Here is a 15,167-nt window from a genome sequence, read left to right as displayed (position 1 = left end):
ACCACCGACTACAAGCGACACGCCGAACTCAGAGTGAAACCATCTCTAACAGCGGTAGTGGAGCGCGGTACTGCCAGTGCGATAGGCCGGACCGTTCCAAGCGAGATCGGTCAGAGGCTCATGGAACGTTGGTCGCCCAAGCGAGAGCTTCGCCGATTTGGGCAGCCAGCGGGAAAGACGACTGTGTGCCTGCACGGGTGACGCTGGACGTTGCGCAGGCACAGCCAAGTCGGGCGGCGGTCGCGGGTGAGAGGCCGGCAGCCAACCCGTAGGAGAAGGCCCCCACGAAGGCGTCGCCCGCGCCGGTGGTGTCAACCACCTCCACCGGTACTGGCGTGATGCGGACAACTGGTCGAGTGCCGTTGAATACCGCGGCGCCCGCTTCGCCGAGGGTCGCCACAATGTGGACGCCGAGGCGTTGCGCCAGGTCGGAGACCGCAGCGTCCGTCGGGCCGCTGGAGATGCCCGAGTCTTTGGAGAGGAACGCGAACTCGACCTCGTTCGGGATGAGCCAGTCAGTGACCGCCAGCAGGTCGGGGCTGATCTCGGCTGCGGGTGCGGGGTTCAGGACGGTGATGGCTCCCCGTTCCTTGGCCGCGCGGAAGCCGGCGGTGGTCACGTTTTGCGGGACCTCGAACTGCCCGATGACGACGTCGACGCCGGCGACGGACTCGACCGCGGTCCTCGCCTGATCCTCGGTCATGCAGGCGTTGGCGCCCGGAACGCAGACGATCCGGTTGTCGCCGCCCGCCTCCACCCAGATCGGGGCTACGCCGCTGCTGACGTCCGGAGTACGCGTGACGAACGTCGTATCTATCCCGGACGCGGCGAAGTTCTCCAGCGTCATGTCCCCGAAGGCGTCGACGCCGAGGCAACCGACCATCCAGACGTCCGCTCCGAGCCGCCGTGCCATGACGGCCTGGTTGGCTCCCTTGCCGCCGAACCCGAGCGCGAAGTGATCACCGACCAGGGTCTCGCCGGCGTCGGGGACGCGCGGCATGTACGAGATCATGTCCACCATCGTGCTGCCGATGACGACGATGCGTACCCCTTCGGCGGCGGTCATCCTGCCCCGTTCCATGCCTGAGAGTGCGTGCTCGGTCGCATGCCTGCCCCCTCCGCGGTCCTGATCTTCTCCAAGTGCTTGACGGGATGCTCGCACGGATTTACGGTCCACTGCAATCGATACCAGGCTTCGATTTCAGAGGGACGGCGGCCAGGATGTCTGAAGCGACGATTGCCGACGTGGCGCGCCGGGCGGGCGTGTCCGCGGCGACGGTCTCGCGGTTTCTCACCGGCCATTCGGTCCGCGCGGCCGATCTGATCAGGGCGGCGATCGAGGACCTGGACTACCGCCCGAGCCCGCTTGCGCGCAGCCTGCGCTCGGGGCGTACGCGGTCGATCGCCGTCATCGTTCCCGATGTCACCAACCCGTTCTTCGCCGCGGTCGTCAAGGGCGCCGAGACCGTGGCACGGCAGGACAACTACAACTTGTTCCTCTACAACACCGACGAGGACGTGGAACGTGAGGTGGCGGTGCTCGCGGATCTTGTCGGTCGGGTCGATGGTGCCATCCTCGCTCCTACCGTCGAGTCGGACGAGGCACCGCTTCGGGCGCATCAGGCGGGTCTGCCGGTCGTCTTCCTCGACCGGGAGATCGACGGGTCCCCGATGTTCGACGCCGTGCTGGTGGACAACGCGGGTGGAAGCCGACGTGCCGCCGAGCACCTGCTGGATCTCGGTCACCGGCGGATCGCAATCGTCAACGGCACTCCGCACTCGACCCCCGGGCGACAGCGTTGTGAAAGCTTCCTGGAGACGCTGAAGTCGCGGGGAGTGGAACCTCCGGGGCCCTACCAGGAGCGTGGCGACTTCCGCGAGGAGGGCGGCTACCAGGCGGTGATGCGCCTCCTCGCGCTGGAGTATCCGCCGACGGCCATGTATGTCACCAACAATTTGATGACGGCGGGGGCCCTGCGAGCTTTGCATGACATCGGCATCCGGGTGCCGGACCAGCTCTCCATCGTCGGCTTCGACGATCTCCAGCTCGCCGCCCTGCTGTTGCCGCCGCTCACGGTCGTCGACCGGCCGATGGAGGAACAGGGTGCGCTGGCCATGCGGCTTCTCCTGCGGCGACTGCACGACAACCAGGACTCGGTGCCGCGTCGAATCGTGCTGGAGACCAAGCTGCTGGTCCGTGGATCGACCGCACCGCCGCCCGACGCGCGCCCGCGACCGGGGCTCCGAGCGCAACCCACAGCCGTCAGTTTCTCAACAACTCGCCGACCCTCGAACTGATTGGACATCGACATGCCGACCACTCGACGCGACTTCCTAACCGCGACTGCGAGGATCCTCGGTGGCGGAGCGCTCCTGGCCGCGTCAGGCGGGGCTCTTGCGGCCTGCTCCGGAGACGATGAGCCGGGGCGCGGCGCCGAGGGCCCCAGCCCCGTCACGTTCCAGCTGGGATGGCTGGCGAACGTCGAGAACATGGGCATCTACGTCGCGGACGACGCGGGCTACTTCACGAGCGAGGGCCTGCAGGCCACCATTGTCCCGGGAGGACCATCGCTGTCCGTGGGTCCACTCGTGGCCAGCGGGAAGGCCTTCGTCGGGCTCGACTCGGTGGATACCGTCGCCCGAGCCCGAAAGGAGGGCGCTCCGCTGAAGGTCGTCGGTGCCACCCTGCAGAAGAACCCCTCGGCGGTGATGTCCCTGGCCAAGAACCCCATCCGCACGCCCCAGGATCTCGTCGGCAAACGGCTTGGCGTGCAGCAGTCGGGCACCGAAATTTACAACGCCTTCCTGACCGCCAACGGCGTGGACCCCAAGTCGGTCAAGTACGTGCCGGTCCAGTTCGACCCGGCCCCTCTCGTCAACGGCGAGGTCGACGCCTTCGCCTCCTTCCTGACGTCGCAGCCGATCCAACTTCAGGGCCGGGGGATCAAAACGGAGACCTTCCTGCTCGCGGACCACGGCTACGGCCTGTGGGCCGACGCCTTCGTCGTCAACGAGGCAACCCTCGCGGACAAACACAAGCGGGCGCGGCTGGTCAACCTCATGCGCGCCAGCGTGAAGGGCTGGCAGGACGCCGTCAAGGACCCGGAGCGAGGCGCGAAGCTGGCGGTCGAGAAGTACGGCAAGAGCCTCCAACTCAATCTCCAGGAGCAGCTGCAGACAGCGAAAGCGTTCGTCCCGCTCATTTCGACGCCGGAGACGACGACCAGCGGCCTGTTGACCATGTCCAAGGAGGGCATCGAGTCCAACATCAAGACGATGGCAGCCGTGGGAATCACCACATCCGCCGAGGACCTGTTCGACACGACGATCCTGCAGGACGTCTTCCACGGAAAGCCCACGGTGTAGTCGTGACAACGTCAGAGATGAGCTTGGGACAGTCCGATCCGTGGACCAAGGTCAGGACGCTGCACGACCTCGCAGCCGACGAGGTGATCTCCGCGCTGCAGAAGGCCATCCGTCGTGGCGAGCTCGAGGAGGCGGTACTGCTCGCCTACGAGATGTACGCGACCAGTGAGGAACTCGAGGAGTGCCTCTGGCAAAGGTTGCAGGTCATCTCCGTGGAAGACGTCGGCTCGGGGTCCTTCCTCGAGCCGGTCATTGTGGACACCGTCTACCGCATGCATGCGCGCGTCCCGCGGGGCCGTGGCGACCGCTTCCTCTTCGCCGTTCATGCCATCCGCGCGCTCGTCGCCTGCACCAAGGACCGCACCTCCGACGAACTCGCCAACTGGGCGGCGGGTGTCGTGCAGAACGGGCAGCGCCTGCCCCGGATTCCCGACCACGCCTTGGACATGCATACCCGGCGGGGTCAGGAGATGGGGCGTGACCTGCTCCATTTCCTCGAAACGGGTGCCTATGTCAACAACGAGGTCCGGGACAGGGACATGAGATACCGGGACTGGCTGCTCGCCGCGGCGAAGGCAGGACGGATATGAGCGAGGTGGCGGTCGGGGGTGGTCCGGTTGGCCCGATGCCCGAGGCCGCACCAGCCCAGGGCCTCCTGGCCAGCGGCGTGACGAAGTCCTTCCGGATGGGCCGGTCCACGGTGTTGGCGCTGGACGAGGTAGATCTGTCCACCACCGCCGGGTCCTTCACCACGCTTCTGGGACCTTCAGGATGTGGAAAGTCGACCCTGCTGCGGATCTTCGCCGGGCTCGAGACCGCTACCTCCGGACAGGTGCGTGTGCACGGTCAGGACCCGGACAGGATGCGTCGTGATCACCGCGTCGGAGTCGCCTTCCAGGATTCCGCGCTCCTGCCTTGGCGCAGTGTCGAGGCCAACATCCGGCTCCCGTACCAGATCGCTGGCCGGAAGGCGGTGCCTGCGGAAATCCGCGATCTCATCAAGCTGGTCGGGCTCACCGGCTTCGAACGTGCCCGGCCTGGTCAGCTCTCCGGCGGCATGCGACAACGTGTGGCCATCGCACGTACGCTGGCGATAAGCCCCGACGTGCTTCTGCTCGACGAGCCGTTCGGTGCGCTCGACGAGATGACCCGGCAACGTCTCAACGTCGAGCTTCAACGGATTTGGCTGGAGCGTGCGACCACGACGCTGTTGGTGACTCACTCCATCCCGGAGGCCGTCTTCCTGTCCGACCGTGTCGTGGTGATGGCACAGCGACCGGGTCGCGTCCTGTCCACGGTCGACGTGCCGCTTGCTCGCCCCCGCACTCCGGAGGTCCTGCGGAGCCCTGAGTTCCATGCCCTCTGCGACCACCTGGGTGAAGTGCTTTTCAGCCAGCAGTCCCCGGAAGAGACAGGGCTCCGATGAATCTGAACGTGCCGGTGCGGGCTTCCTCGCCGTTCGCGGCTGTGCCAGCCTGGCTGAGGCGGGCGCTGCCTGGCGCGGCGGGGCTCGGCCTGGTGCTGCTCGTCTGGACCCTGCTCTCGAGCGGTTTTGCCGAACTGGGGGTCATTCCGTCGCCCCTCGATGTCGCCGTCAAGATTTGGCAGGACCGCGCCTCCCATCAGGCGAACATCGCCGTCACGCTCCGGGAGGCGATGGTCGGCTATGCCTGGGGCAACGTGACTGCGATCCTGCTGGGCATGCTCTTCGTCCGGGTCCCGGCTGCCGAGCGGGTGCTGCTGCGCCTGGCCATCGCGAGCTACTGCGTCCCACTCGTGGCGATCGCTCCGATCCTCGTGGTCGTGCTTCCCGGTGACGCGCCGAAGGAAGCCCTCGCAGCGCTGTCCGTGTTCTTCACGACGCTCGTCGCGACGGTCGTCGGCCTCCGCTCCAGTGACGCAACATCCGTCGACCTTGTTTACGCCTGCGGCGGGTCGACCTGGCAGACGCTGCGGCTCGTGCGGATCCGTGCGGCACTCCCGAGTCTTTTCGCCGGCCTCCGTATCGCGGCCCCTGCCGCACTGCTCGGGGCGATCATCGGCGAGTACCTGGGTGCGAGCCGCGGGCTGGGTGTCGCGCTCGTCCAGGCACAGTCGTCGTTCGAGGTCGAGCGCACCTGGGGGATAGCGCTGGTGATATCGGCCCTGGCCGGCCTACTGTATGCCGCCACCGCCGTCGTCGCCCGGCTGTTGACGCCGTGGGCCGGCACGCAGCTCGATGTGGGGAACGGCGCCGGCGACGTCGCCGCAGGCAGGGACGGCAGGTTCTCCCGAGCACTGGAAGCGGCCGGATTCCTGTTGCTGTCCGTGGCGGTGACGCTGGCCGGGTGGTACGCGCTGCTGCGACTGTTTGACCTGAACGGATACTTCGCCAAGACCCCGTCCGACGTCCTGCGCTATGTCGTCTCCGACCCGGACGCCGCGACGCATCGCCACGAGCTGTGGCTCGCGCTGAAGGTCACGATGGTGGACGCGGCGGTCGGCTATCTCGTCGGCACCGTCGCGGCCGTGGTGATGGCGGTCGCCGTGGTGACCGTCCGTGCGGCCGAACAGACCCTGATGCCGGTGGCCATCGTTCTTCGATCCGTCCCGCTGGTGGCCATGGCACCGCTGATCGCCCTAGTGTTCGGCCGCGGCCTCGTCGGTGTGACCGTGGTCGTCGCATTGGTTGTCTTTTTCCCCACGCTGGTCAACCTCTCCGTCGGGCTACGCGCGGCGCCGCTGCCGGTGTGCGAGCTGATCAGCTCGCTGGGCGGTTCGCGGTTTCACATGGTGACCAAGGTGCGCCTTCAGTACGCGTTGCCCGCGCTGTTCGCGTCGGCACGGATTGCCGTACCGGCGGCGCTCGGCGGTGCGACCTTGGCCGAATGGCTGGCGACAGGCGACGGCCTGGGCAACCTACTCGTAATCTCTTACAGCAACTCGCGATTTGGCACTCTGTGGGCGGGAGCCGTTCTCATCGTCGTCGTCTCGGTTGGACTCTACGCGTTGATCAGCGCCATCGAGCGACCGGTGCTCCGGCGCTACACACCGCACTACTCGACGCGCTGAGTCCCAGTCACGCGGGTCGGGAATTCGGCGGATGTCGAACCCGAGATAGATGTCGGAGAAGCTCTCCATCTAGGACATGCTGAGTATCTGACCAATGATCTCTCACGGTGGCCAACGCGTGTCTGGTCCACTGACGTCATGGTGCCTCCCGGCGTCGCTGCCATGTTGGCCTCTGCCCGCGGACGGTAATCAGCGGCCCTCGTGCTGTCACCTAAACACCGTTCTGCCGGTGGCAGCCAGCAGGTCCTGGAACTGCTTCAGCGCCGCCTCGGCGCTGTCGTCCTCAGCCATACCGGCAGGCTACCTGGGGTTACGGAGCAGTCACAGCAACAGGCCGGCCCCCGGGGGCATCCCTGGGGGCCGGCGGGTTGCGTGGTGTTCAGGCGGCGGGCCGCTCCGCGATGCGGTCGATCATGCGGTGTAGCTCGCCGACGCGCACGGTGATGACCTTGTCCTCGTCCTGGGCTGCCCTGAGTCGGGCTTCGTCGGCCAACTCGCGCAGTAGGTCACTGGGGGTTAGGTCGCGGCGGTCGGCTTCCTCCTCTAGCCAGAGGGCCAGCGCCTCGTCCTGCTTGCGCATCCTGACCGAGTAGGTCATTCTCACGGGCCGCGCCTCCCGTTCCACGGTGGCGCCGGTGAGGTCGATGGGTTCCTGGGAGAGCCTGAGCGCGTCGTCACGGTTCATGGTTGACCCCTGTTCAGCAGTGCCTCGGCGCTGGTGATTTCTGCGCCGGTAAGGTGTCGAGCGGTGACCACCAGGTACTGGTCGTCGCCTTCTTCGATGAGGGTTACCGCGAGGAGCTGGGCGTCGCGGCCACGGCCGATGATCCGCAGGACGGCTCCGATGTGCTGGCGGATCTTGGGATGGGCGTAGCGCAGGACGTAGACCACGTCCTGCCAGGTCACCTTGTTGGCAGCGAGGGCCTTGTAGCTCTCGTCGTCCCAGCGGTATTCCTCATCCACGGACCGAGTATACATCTGTAGACACCAGGTCAGGGGGCACTCGCCGAGGGATCTGAGGCCCGCCGCGGCCACGATCATTCACCGGGCCACCGTCGCGCCCTTGGTGATCCGGCGCCGGCGTCCCGTCGATGCGGTGGCGAGATGCGGATACCGGTCGGCGAAGCCGATGCAGGCGTCGATGACCTCGTGCAGGATCGCGGCGTCGCTGCGGGGCACCTCCGCGCCGCACTGACCGGCGAGGTGCCCGCGGACGAGCCCCATCACCGCGGCCTCCATGACCAGCCGCCGCTCGAACGGCCGCAGCGTGTCCACGGCGCGCCTGACAGTGAGGATTGAGGTGATGTACGTGGATCTTGCCGGTTGACATGGGGCGCCCTGCAAGCCCTTTCAAGGGGCTCCGTGCCGGGATGCTGGGGCACCATGGAGGGCGCGGGCAAATGATTCGGCAGCTCGTCAGGCCGATGGGGGCCAGTGGCGCGAGCAGACCGGCGAGGCGGCTACCCAGTCGCCGAGGTGAGGCCCATCCTCACACTTGGACGCTGTCCTGCTCGGCCGTCACCGGGTTGTCTGGAGCCTTCACTGGGCCGTCGAACGACGAACGACAACCGACGACGACCAGCAGCACCCGAAGAAACAGTAGGTCACCCCTCCTGTTACAGCGACTGACCTTGTGGCGTCGACCGTTCAGATATGGCCCTTCGCGGTTGCGAACGCCCACGCGGCCAGCAAGTACTGGTCGGTGATCTCTCCAGCCGCGATCATTGCAGCCAGCTCGGCCGAGGTGCAGAGCCGGCGCTCGTCGATACCCTCGGTGACAGCCTCGGCCGGCAGCATCACGGGCAGCGTGTCGGCCGCCAACCGGGCAAGGTAGATCTCGTCGAACGCACCCTCGGCGGCAAGCCTGCCCAGCGGCTCGATCTTCGCGGTCGCGACGCCGATCTCCTCAGCCAGCTCCCGTGCCGCGGTAGTGGCGCCGTCTGCGCCACCTTCGGAGAAGCCACGCGGTATCTCCCACTGCCAGCCGCGCAGCCCATGTCGGAAGTGGCGGACCAGCAGGATTTGGCCGTCGTTGAGCATGGGCAGGATGGCGGCCCCGGTGCCGGAATCGGCGCCGAGCAGTCGGATGTATGGCCCTATCTTCCCGTCGCGAAAACGGACCGTGTCGCGGACCAAGATGGCGAATCGGTCCTCGTATACGACGCCCATGTCGCCGTACTCTGCGGGCCGCCCCTCCGCGCGCAGCTGCTCTGCCGCCGTCTCGGCTGCGGCAAGCTGGGAGGCTCGGTCGAAGACGATCTCGAATGCCGCGCCGGGCGGATTGGCGAACAATCCTGGCCGCTCTGCCCGCAGCTCGTCGTAGCGAGCGAGCCGCTGCTCGCGCCGCTCCTGGTCTGCCCTCATCCCCGTCCTCCCGCCTCGCGTCCCGCCGTCACGCCGCTGGCATATAGCCATGCAGCACGGCCCGAGCGTACGCGGAGATCGTGAATCCGTCCTTGATCGTCTCGTCTCGGATCAACCGAGCCAGCTCGGCGGCCGACACGAGGCGAACCTCCGTGATGCCCTCCTTGCGGTCGGCGGTCGGCGGTCGGCGGTCGGCGGTCGGCGGTCGGCGGCTCACCCTCCACCTCGGCAAAAGAGCCGCACGGATGTGGCGGTCAGACCGGTGTCCGGATAGACCGCGCCGAGGGTTGTGCAGCGCAGTCGGCGACACGCCGATCTCCGCGGTCAGTTCGCGCCGCGCGTCTTCGGCCGGGTCGGCACCGGGCATGCCGAAGCCGCGAGGCAGCTCCCAATGCCATTCTGGATGCTGTGCGGAATGGCGGAGCAGGACGACGTGCTCCTCGTGGAGGGGCAGCACCACGACGCGGCACCACGACGCCGCTCGCATTGGGGAACGGGACTGCCCGGTAGGTATGTGCCGAGCCGGCCACTCGGTTTGCGGACCGCGTCGCACAGGACCATCACGTACTGCTCGGCTAGACCACGCCAGTCTCAACCTTGAAGGGCGGGGCATTCCATACTGTGCCAGCTCAGCGGTTTGGGCGTCCTCAGCGACGGCGACCTCGGCGGGGTCGAGCCGACCTCGTCGCCGGCACCGGCGGATGGGCGAACATGTCCGGGAAGCTCTCCGGCAGGCTGGCGTACATCGATGCTCTGGCTTTTTCATCCGCGCCGTTCCGACCCGCTCCGTGATCTATGTAGAGCGTTCGGTCACCGTACCGTCCGGGAGACCTTGAACGTTCGGTCCTACTCGGACCTCGGCAGCCGCGGATACCTTGGGCGCTCCGGGACATTCCGACCGGCCGAGGTGGCGCATGTACAGCGACCGCATCATGGACTTCGCGGACGGCTTCGACATCGAGGAACTGATCCGCCGATACGACGCCGATTTCGATGTCCCGCTACGTCACGAGTATGCCCTCGGCGTGCTTCGCATGGCCGGCGCCTTCGAACGAGCCGACCGTGCCGATGTGGGCGCGGTGGCCCGTCGGATCGGCGCGCACTGGTGCGACATCATTCACTGCGACATGGTCTACGACCACTGGACCGCGCTGCGCCGAATCGAGGCTTCTCGGTCGGACGTCGAGTGGCTGCTCGGCCAGCCGCAGGGCGAGTTCGTGGCGTACGTGACGGCCCGCTGGTACGACGGCGCCGGCAAGATTCACTACCGGCTGGGAAGCTTCGCCCGGGCGCTGCGCGACTTCGAGGCGGCCCATCGGGTGGCTGCGGCGGCCGGTCTCTGGTGGTGCCTGCCCGACATCCGCAGCAACGTGCTGCGCACGCCGTATGAGCAGAGCCGGCAGGCTGGCGACCAACGCCCGGCGGAGACTATCGCCGCCTTGCGCGCCGAGATCGACGATGCGACCGCCGTGGCGGAAGGGCATGGCATCGATCCCGACTCTGCTGGTGCAGTCGAGGACTACCGCGGGCGGGAGTTCCTGCGCGGCCTATCGAGCTTGCTACACAACCTGGCGCTTGCTGAGAAGGATTCGGGCCCGGGGCAGCACGTGGCCTCGCTGCGCGACTCGATGCGGTCGATCGCCATCTCCAGGGCGCTCGGCGACGAGTTCCGGATCGTGCAGTCCGTCAACCACCAGGCTCTGCTCAGCGACGACAACACGGCACGGATCCAGTTCACCGAACTGCTTAATGAGCGATACGGGCGCGGTGCGCTGATCGCCCGCCAGCAACTCGCCCGGCTGGAGGCGAAAGAAGGGAACGCCGAGGGCGTCGAGCAGCTCGCCAGTCTGCTCGAGGAGGTGATCGGCGACCTGCACGCGGGCGGCAGCATCGGCACTGATGTCGAGCTTGCCGACCATACGATGCGGCACTACGTGACAGCGGTAAATGCGCTGGACGACGCGATCCGCCATCGCCACGAGGCTCGCGTGGCCGACCTGCGCCGGCGGGTCGCCGAGTCGGTGCGCCGGGCAGTGGCGTTGCCCGCATACAAGCGGGCGTACGCCAAGGCCGTACGCCCCAGCTTCCTGGAGCGGATCGCCCAGGAGCTCGAAGAGATGGCTGCCGCTTCCGGTCCGGAGCCGGCCGAACGCGCGTTCGGCCTTGTCGAGGAGTCATCGGCTCGCGAGCTGCTGGACATGATGGCGACCGCCGAGCTTCCCCGGCTGACGCTGCCGACGGCACCCCGGGCGGCGGCAGCCGAAGCCCTGGCGATCCCGAACGCGGCCGAACGGCCGGCCGGCAGCCGACGCGGCACCGGCGTGCGCCGGGCGGCCGTGACGGCGGCACACGACGAGCGTCAGGCCACCCGGATCGCGGAGCTTGCCCGCCGGGAGACCGAGTTCGAGAACCAGTTCCTCACTCAGCCGCTGGAGGCGGCGACGCACGATCCGGAGATCGCCCACCGGCTACGGATGTTTACGGTCAATAACGACCACACATGCGTGGTGCGCTACTTCGCATACGGTCCGGCATCCCCGGACCGCATTGGCGCCTTCGTCTTCCAGCATGGCGAGATGCGCGTGACGACCGGCATCCCTTGCGCCGATGTCGCTGCTCTGGTCCGCAAGTTGATGACGCCGAACGAGCGAGGCGAAATCGTCGCGCCGTCGGTCAATCTTTGCCGGGAGATCTGGGAACTGCTGATCAAGCCCGTCTGGCGTGAGGTCGACAGGCCCGAGAAGCTGGAGCACCTCGTCCTGATCCCGACCGACGACATCTTCGCCATTCCGCTGCACGTGGCCTGGGAGCCCGGAGCCGAGGCGCCGGTTGCCGCACGAGTACCGCTATCTCAGTCGGTCAGCGCCACCGCTTTCGTCAACCGCGGCCGAAGCCTGCTGAAGCGGCAGCCGGTCAGCGAGACGGACGACCTCGCCGCCATCGTGGCGGCCGACGACAGCGCCCGCGGCGGCGAGCGGGGCGTCTCCGGCCGGGAACTGCTACACACCGACTGGTCGGAGGAGGATCACATGATCCTTGCCGGGAACTATCCACGGGCGCTGGAGCACGTCGAACGCAAGTTCCGGGCGGACGGGACCGGGCTGAAAGCGATCGCCGATGCGAAGCCGGAGTTCTTCATCTATGCCGGCCACGGCAAGTACGACGAGACCTACGGGCAATACGGCCCCTACCTGGTGCTGCCCGACGGCGACTTCCTCACCCAGTACGACGTCGCCCTGCGCCTGCGGCTGCCGCGCAACAAGCTGGCGGTCCTCGGGGCCTGCCTCGCAGGACAGGGTACGCAGACTGACGGTGGCGACATCGGCGGTTTTCTGCGCGCGCTGATGGCCACCGGCGCCGGCGCGATCGGCGCTCCTTTGTGGAGCGTGCTGGACGACGAGATCGTCGACACGGTCCGCGCGTTGTTGCAAGCGAGCCGCGCGGCGGCTCGGGCCGGATCTGCCTTCGACGTGGTGGTCAACCTGCATGCCCACTATCGGAAGGTCGTGGCCGAGAAGCCGGAGCCGCACGTACTGATCGAGAGCCTTCCACTCACCGTCTACCTGTAAGGAGCTGGGCGATGCCCGTGTACAACGACGAGGTGGCCAACACGGTCCGCGCGGTACTCGCCCTGCGGCGCGCGCCCACCGAGTGGGCAGAGATCTCGCCGGTGCTCCTGCGATTGCGTGAGGCGGTCCGCTCCAAGGAGGAGAACCAGGTCGGCGCGACCCATCGCGCGCTGCGCCATTACGTCCCCACCCGGCGGGTTGACGGGTTCGGGCACGAGCTGGACCTCGAGAACGACGAGGGCGTGTCACCTGGACCTGGCCTGCGCGAGGTGGCGAACTCGCTGCTCGCCGAGCTCGGTTTCCCGGAGCCGCCGGCAGATGCCGAGCCGGCCGCGGGCGACGGCCCCGTGCGGAAGCTATGATCGCGCCGCTGCGCGACCCGGCCGTTCTCTTCCACGTGTTCACCCGGGCCGAGAGCGTCCTTGCCCACGAGGACACCCCGTCCCGGCTGGCGGTGACGCAGCTCTGGGAGCGGGCGCGAAGTCGCGAAATGACCAAGTCCATTCTCCACCGCTGGCCCGTCGAGCTGGAGCTGCCCCGGGACGGTGGCCAGGCCGGTGCGCTGACCGTGCTGGGCGCGGCCCAGTGCACCGCGCCACATGAGCTGCGCCAGATCCTCGTCTATCAGCAGCGCGACATCGTCGCGGTCAGCGTTCTCGAGGCGGTGCAGGGCGGCACCAAGCCGTGGAGCGAGTTCGACGTGGGGTGGCTGGACGAGTGGACGGCGCCGGCCAGGGACATGGTCGGCACCGTCTTGGTGCACGTCGGCTTGGCCCGCGACGCCGAGGAGCGGCGACTGCCGGCGCTGCTCAGGCAGCTTCCCGACCCGCCGAGCCGCTGGTCGGTCTGGCGGCCCAGTCCTGAACAGCTGATCGCTGAGTTGCCTTCGGCCAGGGCAGGGCGGCGCGGCGCCGATCGCCGCCTCTTCGCTATCGCCGGCCGCGACGGTGGCCGAGTCCAATCGGCGTGGTTCACCAACCCGCCGCACCGCGGTCTGCCTCGGTTCACCCGCTACCTCGAGCATTCCGCGCGGTTACGCCACCAGTCACGGCTGCTCGCCGCCGCCTTGCCTGGGATCCGAACGACTGTGGCAGCGGTCAATCGGGACACCGCTGCGCTGCACGGGGCACTGCAGGCGAAGGGGCCCGCCCTGGACCGTGTCCTGCGGGCCGAGCCGATGCTCGTCGAGGTCGACGCAGGCCGGCGCCGGGTGGTGGGCTACCTCGCCGACGTTCGCGCGATGGCCGCGACCGCGCAGCTGGCCGTGCACAACCTGGCTGAGCTCGTTGGTCCGGGCCGCGTCGCGGAGAGCGACCGCGAGCTCGGCCAGTGGACTTTGGAACAGCTCCGGGTCGAGGAGACCTACCTGGAATCGGTGCGCCTCAAGGCGTCGGAGGTGGGCGGACTGGCGGCGACAGAGGTGAACGGATCGCTGCAGCGCGGACGGGACAACCTCGTGCTCGCGCAGGTGAGCGTGCTGAGCGCGTTGACTCTGGCCTTGACCGCCGCGCAAGCCCTGGGGTACCAACCGCCCCTGCCGCACCGTACGTTCGGGCCGCTGGTCTCGCTGGCCGGAGCAATAGCACTTGCCCTACCAACAACCGTGCTGCGCTGGTGGCGGGGCGCCGGGCCGGACCGCGAGTGGCCGATCATCGATGTGGCCTGTGTGGCGCTCACTGGCGCCGCGCTGGGCTGGTTCATCGAGACTTGGTGTACGGCGAGGCAGCCGTGGCTGGCCATCGGGTGCGCCGTGGGCGGCGGTGTACTAGCCGGGCTCTCGGCCGGCTGGCGGATCCAACGGCTGCGCCGAGCGGTCGCCGCGGTGAAGCCGAGTTCCGGCGACGTTTCGTGAGCGTCGCCGCTACTGATGTCCGCCACATGCCGGCACGGACCTAAGTCGGTGCGGGCGACCGTCAAAGCAGCCAACCGAGCAGCCAGGCCGGCGAGCATGGGCGGACGATCACGGACGATGGCAGCCAGTCAACCAACGGAAGCGCCCGGGGGAGCAGGGACCGGCAGCCGACTCGTAATGCGCCGACCAGAGGTCGGGGGGCCAGGCAGGGGCGCCCTTGGGGCACGCGGTCGGATGCCGGTGTCGGCAGCTAAGAACGCCGAACGCGTGGGGCAGATAGGGGGCACAAGACATCGTGAAACGTCGTCAAACAGCAACCAACCACGGCAGACTTAAGAGGCGGGGTGAGCAGGTGTCGGACGCTGCTCCGCTGGTGGCGGGACAGCGGCTCTTAGTTCCGCTTCAACGTCTGACGGCGGTGCCGGGTCAAACCGACCTCGTCCATCTCGTCAGGGCATGCCTGCGTATCGGAGTGGGAGCGGAGGTCGGGGCCAACGCCACGCAACGTAGGTCACGATGGCGAACGTGATCACAAGTACCACCGCAAGGAGGATGATCCACCAACCGGATTGATCCCCAGCCTCGCGCACTCTGGAGCAAGGGTCGCTCTTGGCGTGGTGGACCCGGATGCGCTAACCGCTACTCATAGCCCGGTTTGCGTCGACCGTAACGCGCAGACGTGATTGACACACCTCGCCACGATTTGTACTGAATTGAACTGTCAGGAAGGTCCTCACTCCGAGATGCTCGACGTCAAGCACCTGAGCGACTGCCCCTGATCCCCGACCCTCGTCTGCGATCGACCATGTGGTTATCGCCGGGAGCGCAATCGCAAAGACCAGACCGAACGTCGAGAACGCCCGCAGGAAGTTTCGGCTTGGCCGTCGCGGGTTCATGGCCGGACTCTAGAACAGGTCAGCAACGAGGCTCGCGCGGTCAATAGAACCGACCACGGATCTACAGGC

The 15,167-nt window shown here is 67.6% G+C and carries 14 protein-coding genes; 8 read left to right on the top strand and 6 right to left on the bottom strand.

Annotated features, from left to right (window positions below; translation table 11 throughout):
- Positions 1-118: 118 nt before the first annotated feature.
- A complete protein-coding gene (locus tag EV384_RS22960; RefSeq protein WP_165440031.1) occupies positions 119-1,066 on the bottom strand; it encodes a ribokinase in 948 nt (315 codons plus the stop codon).
- A gap of 155 nt (positions 1,067-1,221) precedes the next feature.
- Here EV384_RS22960 and EV384_RS22955 point away from each other — a divergent pair, with 155 nt between their 5' ends.
- The 5 genes from EV384_RS22955 to EV384_RS22935 are packed head-to-tail and all read left to right on the top strand — an operon-like array spanning position 1,222 to position 6,417.
- Complete coding sequence (locus EV384_RS22955; RefSeq protein WP_165440030.1) at positions 1,222-2,298, top strand: LacI family DNA-binding transcriptional regulator; 1,077 nt, start codon at positions 1,222-1,224, stop codon at positions 2,296-2,298.
- Positions 2,299-3,366: an ABC transporter substrate-binding protein gene (locus EV384_RS22950; protein WP_130336424.1), complete on the top strand. Its 1,068-nt coding sequence runs from the start codon at positions 2,299-2,301 to the stop codon at positions 3,364-3,366. It abuts the gene before it with no gap.
- A 2-nt stretch (positions 3,367-3,368) separates the two neighbouring features.
- The gene (locus EV384_RS22945; RefSeq protein WP_207232422.1) at positions 3,369-3,956 is read left to right on the top strand and encodes a hypothetical protein; all 588 of its coding nucleotides are present in this window, start codon (positions 3,369-3,371) and stop codon (positions 3,954-3,956) included.
- A complete protein-coding gene (locus EV384_RS22940; protein WP_130336423.1) occupies positions 3,953-4,792 on the top strand; it encodes an ABC transporter ATP-binding protein in 840 nt (279 codons plus the stop codon). The genes EV384_RS22945 and EV384_RS22940 overlap by 4 nt, the downstream gene beginning before the upstream one ends.
- Entirely contained in the window at positions 4,789-6,417 is a 1,629-nt protein-coding gene (locus EV384_RS22935; protein ID WP_130336421.1) for an ABC transporter permease, read from the top strand. The genes EV384_RS22940 and EV384_RS22935 overlap by 4 nt, the downstream gene beginning before the upstream one ends.
- A 379-nt stretch (positions 6,418-6,796) precedes the next feature.
- On the opposite strand, the gene EV384_RS22930 is transcribed toward EV384_RS22935, so the two are convergent.
- The 5 genes from EV384_RS22930 to EV384_RS34995 form a co-directional block, all read right to left on the bottom strand.
- Positions 6,797-7,102 (bottom strand): hypothetical protein, encoded by a 306-nt coding sequence (locus tag EV384_RS22930; protein WP_130336419.1) that lies wholly within the window; start codon positions 7,100-7,102, stop codon positions 6,797-6,799.
- On the bottom strand, positions 7,099-7,380 hold the full coding sequence (locus EV384_RS22925; RefSeq protein WP_130336417.1) for a hypothetical protein: 282 nt from the start codon (positions 7,378-7,380) through the stop codon (positions 7,099-7,101). Before EV384_RS22925 ends, EV384_RS22930 begins: the two co-directional genes overlap by 4 nt.
- A 78-nt stretch (positions 7,381-7,458) precedes the next feature.
- Complete coding sequence (locus tag EV384_RS22920) at positions 7,459-7,692, bottom strand: hypothetical protein (RefSeq protein ID WP_130336415.1); 234 nt, start codon at positions 7,690-7,692, stop codon at positions 7,459-7,461.
- Positions 7,693-8,064: 372 nt separating this feature from the next.
- Positions 8,065-8,781 (bottom strand): NUDIX hydrolase, encoded by a 717-nt coding sequence (locus EV384_RS22915; RefSeq protein ID WP_130336413.1) that lies wholly within the window; start codon positions 8,779-8,781, stop codon positions 8,065-8,067.
- A gap of 28 nt (positions 8,782-8,809) precedes the next feature.
- Complete coding sequence (locus EV384_RS34995) at positions 8,810-9,241, bottom strand: NUDIX domain-containing protein (RefSeq protein WP_165440029.1); 432 nt, start codon at positions 9,239-9,241, stop codon at positions 8,810-8,812.
- Between the two features lie 454 nt (positions 9,242-9,695).
- Here EV384_RS34995 and EV384_RS22905 point away from each other — a divergent pair, with 454 nt between their 5' ends.
- From EV384_RS22905 to EV384_RS22895, 3 genes are read left to right on the top strand one after another with little or no spacing between them, the layout of a single operon-like run.
- The gene (locus EV384_RS22905) at positions 9,696-12,350 is read left to right on the top strand and encodes a CHAT domain-containing protein (protein WP_130336409.1); all 2,655 of its coding nucleotides are present in this window, start codon (positions 9,696-9,698) and stop codon (positions 12,348-12,350) included.
- 11 nt (positions 12,351-12,361) lie between these two features.
- Positions 12,362-12,712, top strand: a complete 351-nt coding sequence (locus EV384_RS22900; RefSeq protein ID WP_130336407.1) for a hypothetical protein — start codon at positions 12,362-12,364, stop codon at positions 12,710-12,712.
- Positions 12,709-14,202 carry a CATRA conflict system CASPASE/TPR repeat-associated protein gene (locus EV384_RS22895; RefSeq protein WP_130336405.1) on the top strand — a complete coding sequence of 498 codons (1,494 nt, stop codon included), beginning with the start codon at positions 12,709-12,711 and terminating at the stop codon, positions 14,200-14,202. The genes EV384_RS22900 and EV384_RS22895 overlap by 4 nt, the downstream gene beginning before the upstream one ends.
- The last annotated feature ends 965 nt before the right edge of the window (positions 14,203-15,167 follow it).

Source organism: Micromonospora kangleipakensis (assembly GCF_004217615.1).
Lineage (GTDB): Bacteria > Actinomycetota > Actinomycetes > Mycobacteriales > Micromonosporaceae > Micromonospora > Micromonospora kangleipakensis.
This window is presented reverse-complemented; position numbering and strand designations above follow the sequence as displayed.